At 31.1% G+C, this 12,906-nt stretch carries 11 protein-coding genes; 1 reads left to right on the forward strand and 10 read right to left on the reverse strand.

All coding sequences use genetic code 11. The features are described from left to right. Positions 1–98: 98 nt before the first annotated feature. Entirely contained in the window at positions 99–1,571 is a 1,473-nt protein-coding gene (guaB, locus tag DG508_RS04220; RefSeq protein WP_108866939.1) for an IMP dehydrogenase, read from the reverse strand. 415 nt (positions 1,572–1,986) lie between these two features. Here guaB and DG508_RS04225 point away from each other — a divergent pair, with 415 nt between their 5' ends. Continuing rightward, positions 1,987–2,754: a phosphatase PAP2 family protein gene (locus DG508_RS04225; protein ID WP_108866940.1), complete on the forward strand. Its 768-nt coding sequence runs from the start codon at positions 1,987–1,989 to the stop codon at positions 2,752–2,754. A gap of 221 nt (positions 2,755–2,975) precedes the next feature. Here the strand turns inward: DG508_RS04225 and DG508_RS04230 are convergent, their stop codons facing one another. The 9 genes from DG508_RS04230 to DG508_RS04270 all read right to left on the reverse strand — a co-directional run bounded on the left by DG508_RS04230 (position 2,976) and on the right by DG508_RS04270 (position 12,771). Beyond that, the gene (locus DG508_RS04230; protein WP_108866941.1) at positions 2,976–3,449 is read right to left on the reverse strand and encodes a hypothetical protein; all 474 of its coding nucleotides are present in this window, start codon (positions 3,447–3,449) and stop codon (positions 2,976–2,978) included. 434 nt (positions 3,450–3,883) lie between these two features. Next, the gene (locus DG508_RS04235; RefSeq protein ID WP_108866942.1) at positions 3,884–5,134 is read right to left on the reverse strand and encodes a DUF3999 family protein; all 1,251 of its coding nucleotides are present in this window, start codon (positions 5,132–5,134) and stop codon (positions 3,884–3,886) included. Then, positions 5,118–7,487 (reverse strand): DUF2339 domain-containing protein, encoded by a 2,370-nt coding sequence (locus DG508_RS04240; RefSeq protein WP_108866943.1) that lies wholly within the window; start codon positions 7,485–7,487, stop codon positions 5,118–5,120. Before DG508_RS04240 ends, DG508_RS04235 begins: the two co-directional genes overlap by 17 nt. A gap of 751 nt (positions 7,488–8,238) precedes the next feature. Beyond that, positions 8,239–8,637 (reverse strand): hypothetical protein, encoded by a 399-nt coding sequence (locus tag DG508_RS04245; protein ID WP_108866944.1) that lies wholly within the window; start codon positions 8,635–8,637, stop codon positions 8,239–8,241. A gap of 265 nt (positions 8,638–8,902) precedes the next feature. Continuing rightward, positions 8,903–10,150 (reverse strand): DUF3570 domain-containing protein, encoded by a 1,248-nt coding sequence (locus tag DG508_RS04250; RefSeq protein ID WP_108866945.1) that lies wholly within the window; start codon positions 10,148–10,150, stop codon positions 8,903–8,905. 64 nt (positions 10,151–10,214) lie between these two features. Further along, positions 10,215–10,427 carry a DUF4266 domain-containing protein gene (locus DG508_RS04255; protein WP_108866946.1) on the reverse strand — a complete coding sequence of 71 codons (213 nt, stop codon included), beginning with the start codon at positions 10,425–10,427 and terminating at the stop codon, positions 10,215–10,217. A 24-nt stretch (positions 10,428–10,451) separates the two neighbouring features. Beyond that, positions 10,452–11,384, reverse strand: coding sequence for an FAD:protein FMN transferase (locus DG508_RS04260; protein ID WP_234418172.1), 933 nt, complete (start codon positions 11,382–11,384; stop codon positions 10,452–10,454). Between the two features lie 52 nt (positions 11,385–11,436). Continuing rightward, positions 11,437–11,871 (reverse strand): thioredoxin family protein, encoded by a 435-nt coding sequence (locus DG508_RS04265; RefSeq protein ID WP_108866948.1) that lies wholly within the window; start codon positions 11,869–11,871, stop codon positions 11,437–11,439. A gap of 393 nt (positions 11,872–12,264) precedes the next feature. Continuing rightward, positions 12,265–12,771 (reverse strand): ferritin, encoded by a 507-nt coding sequence (locus tag DG508_RS04270; RefSeq protein ID WP_108866949.1) that lies wholly within the window; start codon positions 12,769–12,771, stop codon positions 12,265–12,267. Positions 12,772–12,906 lie beyond the last annotated feature (135 nt).

The raw sequence follows: 12,906 nt of genomic DNA on the forward strand, positions 1-12,906 counted from the left end.
GTCTACTTCATCATACCATTTGATATAAAAACTGGTAGTATTGTATAAAAAAACGCATCAAATTTGATGCGTTTTTTTATACAATACTTTTAGCTTATCTACCTACTATAATTAGGAGCTTCTTTGGTAATTGTGACATCATGTGGGTGGCTTTCGTGAATACCACTTGCTGTAATTTTCACAAAACGACCATTATTCTGAAGGGTTGCTACATCTTTTGATCCACAATATCCCATTCCTGCACGTAGTCCTCCTATAAACTGATGGATACTTTCTACTAAATCTCCTTTATAAGCTACACGTCCTACTATACCCTCTGGAACTAGTTTTTTGATATCGTCTTCTACATCTTGAAAGTACCTATCTTTTGATCCTTTCTTCATTGCTTCTACAGATCCCATCCCACGATATGTTTTGTATTTTCTTCCTTCGTAAATCACTGTTTCTCCTGGTGATTCTTTGGTTCCTGCCAAAAGAGAGCCTAACATTACTGTATCTGCTCCAGCAGCAATCGCTTTTGGGATATCACCTGTATACCTAATTCCTCCATCAGCAATTACAGGAACTCCTGATCCTTTTATTGCACTTGCTACTTCTAGTACTGCCGAAAACTGCGGGAATCCAACTCCTGCCACTACTCTGGTTGTACATATTGATCCTGGACCTATTCCAACCTTGACAGCATCTGCTCCTGCTTCTACTAAATATTTTGCAGCCTCTGCTGTAGCAATATTACCAACGATTACATCTAATTCAGGAAATTTTGTTTTTACTTCTTTTAATACTGCTACCACTCCTTTTGTATGACCATGTGCAGTATCAATCACCACTGCATCCACACCTGCCTTAACCAATGCATCTGCTCTTTCTACAGCATCACCTGTAACTCCTATTGCAGCAGCTACACGAAGACGACCTAACTTATCTTTATTTGCCATTGGTTTTAGCGTAAGCTTGGTTATATCTCTAAAAGTAATTAAGCCTACAAGTGTATTGTTTTGATCAACTACTGGTAATTTTTCTATTTTGTTTTCTTGTAAAATAACTTCTGCTTGCTGTAGTGATGTTCCTTCTCCTACAGTTACCAAGTTTTCACTGGTCATGATTTCTGATATAGGTCTCTCATCGTTTTTCTCAAACCTAAGATCTCTATTAGTAACGATCCCTATCAATTTATAATTATCATCTACAATTGGGATTCCACCTATACTATGCTCTCGCATATTATTTTTGGCATCGATCACTTTTGCATCGCGAGGTAATGTTACAGGATCTATGATCATGCCACTCTCAGCCCGTTTTACTTTGCGTACTTTGATTGCCTGTTCTTCTATAGTCATGTTTTTATGAAGCACACCTATTCCTCCTTCTTGAGCCATAGCTATTGCCATACGACTTTCTGTAACTGTATCCATTGCTGCAGAAACAATAGGTACATTAAGCGTTATGTTTTTTGTGAATTTAGTTTGAATACTTACCTCTCTGGGTAATACTTCAGAAAATGCTGGAACTAAAAGAACATCGTCATAGGTTAAACCTTCTCCAACGATTTTGGAATCATGTGCTGTCATGGCAATTAAAATTTAATTGCGTGCAAATATATATCTTTTTTAATGAAAACTAAGGGTTCTTTACTTATTTTACCCCTCATTACTAGTTAAATTAACACTTTTATAACCTCTTGTTTTAATATTGCTTCTTCTTTTTTTTAAGATCTGAATAAGCATTAGTTAAGAAATAAAATTTTAAATTAAAATAATCATCATTTTAATAAGTCTCTCTGAAGTTTTATTTCTCATCGTACATCTAGCTTTGATTAAAATAATCAAAACAACTATTTATATATTATCCTTAGTAAATTGTTAATTATTTATTAACAAAACGCAATCAATTAACATATTTTTAATAATTATCCTTTATATTTAACAATGTAACTATACGGTTGTTAGCCCAAAAACACCGATTACACACCCCAAAAACATAATTATGAAAATCCTACTTATACTAGCATTGCTCTGCATTTATACTCCTGCTGTAAATGCTCAACTTACCGACATTTATTTACCTGACTCACATTTCAATACTATCAAACAGAGAGAAATTACTTCAGGAAAAAAATTAATAACAAACAGAATAATTCCAATTGCATTAATTACTACTGGTGTACTATTATCTACAAGTAGTCTAGAGAAATCACTTCAAAAAGATGTAAGAAACATTGTTGGAGACGATTTTTATTTTGGCATGGATGACTATACTCGCTATGCTCCTATTGTTGAAATGTATGTGGCAGATATTCTAGGAGCAAAATCAAGAAGTCACTGGTTTGATCAAACCAAAATTCTTATGTTATCTTCTATTTTGAGTAACGGTACTTCATCTTTACTTAAAAAAGAAATTCATAAATATAGACCAGGAACATCTACTCATCCTAATTCTTTTCCTTCTGGTCATACTACAACTGCATTTACCACAGCAACTGTTTTGTATGAAGAGTTTAAACACACGAATCCTTTATTAGCATATAGCGGTTACATTTTTGCTGTTACTACTGGTGGATTAAGAATGCTTAACAACATGCATTACTTATCTGATGTATTGGTTGGTGCTGGCATAGGTATATTATCTGTAAAATTGGTTTATCATTTTCAGCATCTTATTTCCTGGAATCCCTTTAAGAAGTTAAACGGGGTAGCATTTGCCCCTCATTTTAGCGAAAAATCTGCTGGTGTCTACCTCTCAAAAACTTTTTAATGTTTACCTTACTTATTAATCAGTAAGAATATATATACAAAAAAACGGAGCTTGTTATTAAACTTACTCCGTTTTTAAAAATGGTTTACGTTTAGTTATATAAAATGCAATTATAACTAAGCCGTAAATATAGCTTTTTATAGATGAATTATGTACTAAAACACATAAACAAAATATTGAAATTAACTTCTATCTTATTTAAGTAGTTTTTTTTTAATATTCTAAACTTTTAGTTGTTTCCCATATTCACAATCTCTGATCAAACCTTTTGAGTAACTTGTTTTTGTCATCAAATCCATAACCAAATATACTTTCTCTTTTATAAGAATAGTTACTGTTTTTTGATCCCATAGAACTTTAATATTCTTTTTTTTTAGATTCTTGACATAACAATATTGATTTGCATAAAAAGAAGGTAGTGGTTTATCTTTTATTCCTTTTGCATCATATAAAATTCCTTTTGGTTTTGATGACTCTGGATCGACTACCGAGCATAAAAAACCATCAAAATCTACTTCTTCTTTATTTGGGCTCAAAAGATACGCCCATACAGCATAAGCCTCTTCTTCAATCATCAAAGTTCTGCCCGAACTAGGATGTGTATCTGTCAAAAAAATCTTTGTAACTCCACTAGTTGATTTCTCTGTATTCGTATTTACAAATCTATTAAATAGAGATAATAATTGGTTTTTCATTTATAATTTTATTTTGGGGATTATAAATATATGCTATACTGCTAACCTAATTAAATATCTAAACACTTATCTACGGTTTTCCGTAATGTTATTTATTGATGTAAGGCATCTCATTATTTTATAAATGGATGTATTATTATAGATAAAGAGTAATACGATTTACACATAAAAATTTCGTATATAGTTTGTTTCTTTTGCACTATATCTGTGTTATAAAACTCAACAATAGCTAAGGCTATTCTTTAATTTTATGCCTTAATCTAGCACAAAATAATTCAAGCTCTTTACACGAAATTCTTATCCATAACTCGTATAATACCATATACACTTTGAATTTACCGCAATAAAATTCTCCTTTTACCTATGCTTCAGAATAAACAAAAATAGTTGATTTTCTTTTTACAAAAAATTCAAAGTATGACTGGTATAAGTTTCTATTTTTTTCTCATCATAGATAATGTAAATCCTCCTAATAATAGGATTACAACTCCCATTATCCCCCATAACCAGATTTTATTAGTAAATAAAGGTTGGGGTTCTGAAACCTGTTTATCTGCATTTTTTGTATGATCTACAGATGTTTGTTTCTCTATAGATAGAGGCGTTATATTATCTGGAATTTTAACCGAAAGATAACTTAAATCATACAATGGTTTCTTTGCTTTCTTATTTCCGTATACAAGATAATATGTTGCTGGATCTATCAAACGTGTAACAAGCTCATGCTTATATCCTTTTACTAAAGGTTTACCTACATTCAAAGGCTTATTATCGCTATTATCAATTACTATTCTTATCTTTTTTGTTATCACACTTCTGAAGGTAAATACATTATCTTCTATCGAGTTAAGAATTCCTGAATTGAGTTTTTGGTATCGAAGTATCCAATCCCCTTTTTGATTTTTAATACTATCATTTGCATATTGAATAGAGACAGGACGATAATAATCAAAAGTATCTTTAGTTTTGATATCTAAACAACCAACAGGAACAGAGTTTCTAAGAGTTACATCTATAATTGTTTGCTTATTTTTTTTGGATTCTTTTACTTGGTGGTTAACGATATCATATTCTAGATAATCTGCTTTTTTAACCACTTGCATGGTAACATTTGCTGACTCTAATACAGGCTTTTGAACATCCTTTATGTTAACTCTAAAATATTTATATTTTGCTTCAGGAAATCGTACTGTAGTAAATTGATAATTTGTAAGGTCATTCTGAATTGATAATATACGATAGTCCTCTGTAATAGTATACCATTCTTCAAGGTCTTGACTTCCTTCTAGAGCGATCAACCAATCAAAATTACGTCTTTTAAATTTTAAATAAATCTGATTTACAGGTTCTGTACCAGAAACTTCTAATGTTATATATGCGCCTTTATCGTTGTGTGTAGTATTCAGGGTTTTAAATGGTACTCTTTTGAGTGATACATTTCCAGTTTTTAGTTTCAAGAGGTATGGTGCTTCTACAGTATCCTTCTCTTTGGTTACTCCATAAACTCTAACATCTGATAAATTAGGCAAAACATGACCAAAAACCTCATTGGGTAAATCTATCAAATGCCAATTATCTACTACACCTTGCAATTTATGTTTATATGTATATTGATCCATTTGAGCATAAGTGCTACAACATATCAATAACATTAACTTTATTATACTATTAATTTTCTTGTTCATCTGCAATAATATGTTTGTATTTATTGTATAGGAATGAAATGATTAGTAGGAGGATTCCTAAAGATAAGAATACGATAGTTTTGGCTATAGTACCTAAATGTGAAATATCATAGAAGAATAGCTTGATCAACGTAATTCCAAAAACTATAATAGCCAAAACACGTAAATATTTTTTTCTTTTCCATATTCCTAAAATGATCAGTAGTAATGCATATACTCCCCACAAAATACTTAAGCCTAACTTATAGGTTTCTGTATAATTTGCCAAATCCAACCAATGAACCAATTCACTGCTTACTATCCAGATTAGGGTACAATGCAGTATAATTTCAAAAGCAATTTTAAAGCTTCTACCCAAGAATTTTTGTCGTACATATACATAAAGAGTATAGAGCACACCTGCCGTAAACATAAGAGAAATATATCGTATTACTAGGTGAGAAAATACTCCTGTGCTATACTGTTGGCTTTCTAATTCTAAAAAATTCTCTCTAAATTCACTTAATAAATAAAGGCCTCTAGTTAAAAATCCAAAAACAATAAATAACGTGCATACTATAGTTATATACCCAAGCACCTTATTTTTGATTTTTTTGATGTTTACAAATGATAAAACAATTAAAAAGAATAATGTATAGTTGATCAACCAAATTGCTTTAAAATTATTTATATCTGATAGTACTGTATATTTTGAAGCACCTTCATCCTGAAATGTAAACAAGTGACTTGTTTCTTCGTGTATCTGATACCAATAATTACTTATTTCTACCCAAAAAGTACCATAAGTTGTACCTATAAGTAGTAAAACGATACTTACTGTTAGTAATACATATACTTCTGATTGTTTAGGCCATGGAAAAGATAATTTCTCTTTGCGATGAATCCAAAGGATACTTGCATACGAAGCAATGCAACATATCGAAGTCATTAGATATACATTCAATACAGGTAGCAACCTTGTTTCTGGAAGTTCAGGGATATACCCAAAATACATTTCTACCCAATCGTGTAAAAGACTAAAAAAAGCAAGTCCCCACAATGGATATGACAGCACCTCATAAATAGGTACTTTTTTGGTTCGCCCTATCCAAAAGAGTAATGCAGCTTCTCCTGCCCATAATAGTGTAACCCAGTTACCATCTAATTGTACAGGAAAGGCAATTGTTATAAAAACTAGCACCATTCCTGTTGCAAAATAAAACAAGTTGCGATCAGCTAATTTAAGTTTATGCAAAATAACACTTACCACAAAATGAACCACCGCATTTGCCAAAGTAAACAAACCTAATAGCTCTTTGCCATATTCATGATCACTCAACATAGCGAATCCAATACCATAAAAAATAAATGAATTGGATAACTGCAAAATCACATCTACGATTCCAAATGTTTCTTTTTTTCTGAGCTTGTACCCCAAAAAGATTAGATAGAACGTTAGAAAAAATAAGATTAGAAATACAAAACCAAGGGTAAAGTGAATTTCTATATCATATTTTGCTGCATACCAGGACATAAAAATAATCCATGTGAATATAAATGAAGAGAAATAAAGTGATTTCCAATATTTTTTTAATGCAATAATTAGTATCCCTACATTAATAATAGCCATATAACTGAATAGTATAGCTACTCTACCTGAACCATCACTTAACAAAAATGGCACGGCGTACGCTCCTACAAGCCCTATATGTGCAATAACTTGTCTATTATATTGTATAGCCGCAAAAACGGTAAATGCTGTAAATAACAACATCAATATAAAGGTCATACTTTGTGGTATCAATCCGTATAAGCTATATGCCAAAAATGTAATAAAATACATAATTGCCATAGCTCCGCTTACTAATACTGCGCTGAAGTTTTCATACTTTCTCTTTAACTTCATTCCAACTCCCAAAAGACCTAGTCCAACCAAATACCCTAGGATAATTCGAGTTAACGGTCCTATAAGATCATTTTCTATTGTATATTTTGCTCCAATAGCAACTCCTATTACAATAATCCCTATACCTATCTTATTAATCAGGTTTTCTCCTATAAACTTCTCTAGGTTTGATTTCTTTTTTGGTGTCTTTTTTTGAGGAGCTACCGTTTTTACTTCTACCTTCTTTACTGGTTCTTGTTGTTTTGGTTTTTCTAGAATTGGTTTTACTGTTTCTTCTACAACTTTAGGTATAGGTGAAACTGGTGGTATGACTTTATTTGCTACCTCTGATTGATCTGTAGGTAAGTTTTTTAGTTTATATATTTCCTCTTTAAGACTTTGTATCTGAGTAGAGAAATCCTCTTGTCTTTTCAGCAGAATATCTAGTTTTTCCAGAAGCTGATGTATCTGATCTTGATTGTTCCCCATATTTATTTTTTTACACCCAACTATTAATCAAATAGTTAAAAACACCCTAACAATGTATTGATTTTATACCTAAAAGTAAAAATCAAAAACTTAGAATGATTCTTTATAATAAAGTGAAAAGGTAGTAAGATTTTCTGAGATCAAGGCTATCAAAAGTATTGTTTTGTTCTCTTTTTTAGTTTAAAATACGTGCCATTTTACGAGTAAGAAACTCCTTTTCATGTTTGGATTGAGTGAGCTATATCGCTCTTTTGTAACTTTTTACTGCTTTTGTATTTTGGTCAGTTTTTTGATACATCTCGCCTAATGTGGCATGGTATAAATAATATTTTTATAGTACTTTTTTATTGCTCATAGACTCTAGATCATCTAATGCTTCTTGTGATCCATTAAGCTGAAGAACAACCAAACAACGATTTAAAAATACAATAGGGTCATCTTCTATTTTTAATAAGAGATTATAATACTCTAATATTACTTTCCAGTTTGTATCATTATATTTCTTTGCTTTACAATGTTGGTAGGCAATAGCTGCTTCGATATGATAGGTAGTATTGTGTTTCCAAACGCTGGTTTATTTAAATACTGTTCTCCTAATTGTATCAATTGCTCATCCCATTTTGTACGCGGTCTTGTTGAGAAAGTAAAATCAATGTTCCTTCTGTCGTAATTCGACTATCAATTGTGGCTGTAGCTTTAGTTTAACTAAAATTTTTATCATAAAACCTCTTGTAGTTATTTTTTGAATTATCTAAGGTTTATTAATCTTATTTGATTTTACATAGTACAGTTCCATCTTATTCATTGTTATGACCAATACATTTCCATTGAGAACATAATCTAAACAAATTTCTGTTGCATTTTCTTCTGAGTTAGCTTTTAGACAGAGTTTATCTTCTTTTAATAACCAAAATCGTTCTAATGGTTCTCCTAGGGATTTTTCTATAACAGTACCATCTTGTTTTAACTCAATAAATGTATTTGGATCACCATCCATCACCCATTTACCCACCAGCTCTTCTGGAGTTCCTTGACCTATAAGAACCTTTTCATCTCCTTTATCAACTACTATATCCTTATGGTTACTTGTATAGCTACTAAGCGTGATTATAGCAATTACAAGAACAATAATGTTAATTTTTGATTGCATAATTTACGTATTTAAGCGGGTTAAATTTAACATTTTTTTTGGTTTTATCCTCAATTACCATAATTATTATATAAAATAATTCTTAATAACACACTAATCTTATTGATTTACAGCAGTTTGCCATTTTACTTCACATACACCCCATCTACATTTCTTATTAAACCTTATGTTAAAAACACTCACATCACTAGGAAACGAAATGAAGTCGTTATTTGTTGTGTCTATCCTTTTTTTTTAAATATGTGTTTATTAAATCTAGAAGTTATTAATCTACTACAAAATTAAATCCTCCTGAAAATAAGCTTGACGTAAGCCCTGAATTACGCTCATATTGTCTAAATCTAAAGTCAATACTTTTCAATCCTAATTTCCAGATATGAAATTTCGTAAAAATATCAGTATAACTAATTCCAAAACCATATTGATTGGCATCAAAATCAGATAAATCATAATCAGAAGTATAAAATCTTTGTGTAGATTGATGTTGATTAAATGGAGCAAAGTATGTTGCTGCGGTTTGTGTATAAAAACGATATGATGGATATATTGTAAATCTATCAGTAATTTTTATAGGAACTTCTATACTAGCTGTATGGGAATTAATTTTCCAATCATCGGTATAATATCTATAGAATGTGCGTATGGTAAAAATTTCATTAATATAATAATGAAGCCTTCCTCCCATTGCTATTTTAAATCTAGTGTCAGGTAATCTCTCTATATCATCTGCATAGGTAAATTCTTGAATAACCAAATCTTCTACATCTGCAAATTGCACTCTCTGAAAAGGAGTAGACAATAATCCTTGTTGTTGTATTAAATCTAATGACAATGCTCCTTGTAATGTTTTTGATAAAATTTGAGAAAACCCAATTCCTAAAGCATATGAATTACGAGAGTCATCTTCAAATGCAACAAACGTTGGTTGATCTCTTAGTTCTGATGGGTAAATAGGTTTCCATGTATCAAGAAAAGCATTAGCTTTTATACTGATTTCAGTATTCTTTTCATTAAATAATTTAGTGTAACTTCCTCCAAAACCGAAAGAGAAATAATCATACTCACTTGCTACAGCCATATTGGCTGACCATATTGTATTGCGATCATCACTACTATGGGCATATGCACCAGAAATTGTAGTAAGAATATCGCTTTTTGAAGCTCCTGATGATGCAACAAAAGGGTTTGCAACTGTAGCGCCATCAAAAGGGTTTACATTACTAGACGAAGCTGATGAATAGGCAGATATTCCTGCATCTATGCTTAAAACATCATCATCATTTAATGGAATAGAAAGAACAATTGTTGGTGTGATATCTGTAAGCTCTTCTGTTCCTATTCCTCCTGTTACTGCTGCATTGTCTCCTTCTTGAGTATAGTAACTCATTAAAAAATCTATTTCTGCTGATTCTAGTATTCTTTTTTTATATGTTTTTGAGGAATCTTCGTCCTCTTCTTGTGCGGCTACTACTGATACAGTTAACAACACTATTATATAGAGAAGTTTTTTCAAAGTTTTTGATTTATTCTTTATCCAATTCTATAAACTCTTTAATTATCAAGTATACTACATCATTTTAATTGCATCCACAACCTCCTCCAGTTTTTCCTCCATTGGCTCCAGCAGCAGCTTCTCGATATGCCTGGAAATTAGTTTCGAAACGATCTATTTTTTTGAGAACTAACTCCATATCACGATCATTAATTTGTACTTTTTCATATTCTTTTACAGCTACACATGATTGAAATGAAAATAGTAACATTAAAAATACTGGCAATAATTTAATCATCATATTTTATTTTATAAAACGGCACTAGTGATTATCTATCTTAATATGATCAGAGGTATGAATGTTTCCTTGATCATCGATAATCACACATTCTACTCCTTTCAATTGGTTTATTCTGTTTACTCCTGTTTCTATACCCATTACAAAAATCGATGTCGCCAACGCATCTGCCAACTCTGCTTTTTGCGCAAATACAGTTACACTTATAATCCCTGTAGAAGGGTATCCTGTTCTAGGGTCTATAATATGCGAATAGCGTTTGCCATTTATCAATATAAATTTTTCATAATTCCCTGAAGTTACAACTGCTTTATCTATAACTGGTAATATGGCAAATGCTTTATTTTTATTTAATGGATTGGTAATCGCAACTCTCCATTCATCTCCATTAGGCTGTTTACCCCAGGTACTCATATCCCCAGAAGCATTTATAATCCCAGCCTTAACTCCTTTGCCAATTAAAAGCTCTTTGGCTTTATCTGCTGCATACCCTTTACCAATAGCACCAAATCCTATTTTCATTCCTTTATGACTAAGGGATATAGTTGATTTTTCTTTATCTAATATAATATATTTGTATCCTACTTTGTCTACTGATGCCATAATATCTTCTTCAGGGGGCATCTTATTGACACTACCATCGAATTTCCAAATTCTATCCATTGATGCATAGCTTATATCAAAAGCTCCATCTGTTAAATTTGATATCTGTATAGCTCTTGATATCAAATCAAAAAGTTCTTTATCTACTTTTACTGAGTGAATCCCTGCATTGGTATTAATTAAGGAGGTTTGAGAATTTTTATCCCACGAAGAAATCAATGCTTCTATTCTTTTAATTTCTGTAACCGCACTGCTTATATAATCATCTGCTTCATTCTTATTTTCTGCTACTACTGTAATATCAAAACGACTCCCCATTAATTTTAAAGTACGTTTATAAATCTCTTGTGACAAAGCTATATTACTTATCAATATCCAGATTAAAAATGTATAAAAAAACCTCAAATTACTTACTGATTATTGTATGCAACAATTGTATATATGAGCTTGGTGACCTTTTTTTATATCCTACCTCTCCAAGCTTCTTTCCTTCTTTGTCTAAAACAACAATTAATGGAAAACCGCCGCTTCTATTATATTTTTCTGCTAAGTCTTTATTTTGTTTTTGCAAAGGTTCTGGTAGTTGATTTTTTTTCTTTCTAGGAAAATCAGCTTTTAATAAAATATAATATTGGTTTGCATATTCTAGAAATTCTTGGGTTTCCAGAATTTGTTTTTCTAATTTAATACATGGAGCACACCAATCAGAACCTGAAAACAATAGCATAATATTTTTTTCACACTCTTTTGCGCCTTCTTTAGCTTCTGCAAAGTCTGTTAACCATTCTTGTGCTTGAACTATATTGACAGCCAGAAGTAGTATTAAAACTATATTTTTCATCTATTGAATATGATTAAGTTTTATAGCAATGAGGGTAAATTACATAATATTCATCAAAAAAAAGCAACTATAGTTAATTAACTATAGTTGCTTTTTTATAGAGTAGAAATCAATTTTTAAAATTGATTATTATATTTTTATAGTAATACTACTAAAGCTTAGGACATTTTTTACAATTAGTTTTTCCTTTCTTTTTATACTTCTTACAACATTTTTTCTTTTTTCCTCCACAAACTACTTCACAATTCAAAGCAGGACAAGGAGTATATAACGAAGGGGTAACTAAACTTTGCACTATTTCAATTCTTATTAAATCTAAATAAGGTACAAAAATATAAAAAAAAGATTCTCAAAAAAAAAATCTTTAGTTTATCTACGTTAACTTATTAACAATCACTTAGGCCCCTCTGCTGCTACTTGAAATGTATTAATGTCTCTATCAAATAAATAATGCCCAGATTTATCGTCTCCTATTATTTTGAGTTTGTCTAATAAAGTACGAGCTACAGCTTCTTCTTCTAACTGTTCTGCTACATACCATTGCATAAAATTATGTACATTATAATCCTTATGATTCAGGCATTCAAATATTATATTATTAATTTTTTCTGTAACAAACTCTTCACTCTCTAAAAATATTTCAAAAAGCTCCATCAATGACTTAAAATCATCTCTTGGTTTATCGATTGCAGGAATCACTGCCGTACCACTTCTCTCATTAATAAACTTAACGAGTTTGGTCATATGCACTCGCTCTTCTTCTGATTGTGTGTAAAAAAAATCTGCAATACCATTAAATCCTCTAGTATCAGCCCAACACGCCATTGAGAGGTATTGTGCAGAGGCTTTTGCCTCATATTTTATCTGATCATTTAACAGTTTTTCTATTTCTGATATCATGTGTAATACTATTTTAAAAACGAACCTCTAATGTACACAATTTATTGCGTTTTTAAGAGTCGTAATGTATCTTTTACCCTTTGATTTTTCATTAATCATCACGCAATCCATTTGCTTACAAATATGACTAGTCAA

The sequence above is a fragment of the Aquimarina aquimarini genome, from assembly GCF_900299535.1.
In the GTDB taxonomy this organism is placed as follows: domain Bacteria; phylum Bacteroidota; class Bacteroidia; order Flavobacteriales; family Flavobacteriaceae; genus Aquimarina; species Aquimarina aquimarini.

What these genes read in the sequence shown, in the direction of transcription:
- guaB (WP_108866939.1), bottom strand. Translation starts at nt 1,571, where the DNA reads ATGACAGCACATGATTCCAAAATCGTTGGAGAAGGTTTAACCTATGAC.
- DG508_RS04225 (WP_108866940.1), top strand. Translation starts at nt 1,987, where the DNA reads ATGAAAATCCTACTTATACTAGCATTGCTCTGCATTTATACTCCTGCT.
- DG508_RS04230 (WP_108866941.1), bottom strand. Translation starts at nt 3,449, where the DNA reads ATGAAAAACCAATTATTATCTCTATTTAATAGATTTGTAAATACGAAT.
- DG508_RS04235 (WP_108866942.1), bottom strand. Translation starts at nt 5,134, where the DNA reads ATGAACAAGAAAATTAATAGTATAATAAAGTTAATGTTATTGATATGT.
- DG508_RS04240 (WP_108866943.1), bottom strand. Translation starts at nt 7,487, where the DNA reads ATGGGGAACAATCAAGATCAGATACATCAGCTTCTGGAAAAACTAGAT.
- DG508_RS04245 (WP_108866944.1), bottom strand. Translation starts at nt 8,637, where the DNA reads ATGCAATCAAAAATTAACATTATTGTTCTTGTAATTGCTATAATCACG.
- DG508_RS04255 (WP_108866946.1), bottom strand. Translation starts at nt 10,427, where the DNA reads ATGATTAAATTATTGCCAGTATTTTTAATGTTACTATTTTCATTTCAA.
- DG508_RS04265 (WP_108866948.1), bottom strand. Translation starts at nt 11,871, where the DNA reads ATGAAAAATATAGTTTTAATACTACTTCTGGCTGTCAATATAGTTCAA.
- DG508_RS04270 (WP_108866949.1), bottom strand. Translation starts at nt 12,771, where the DNA reads ATGATATCAGAAATAGAAAAACTGTTAAATGATCAGATAAAATATGAG.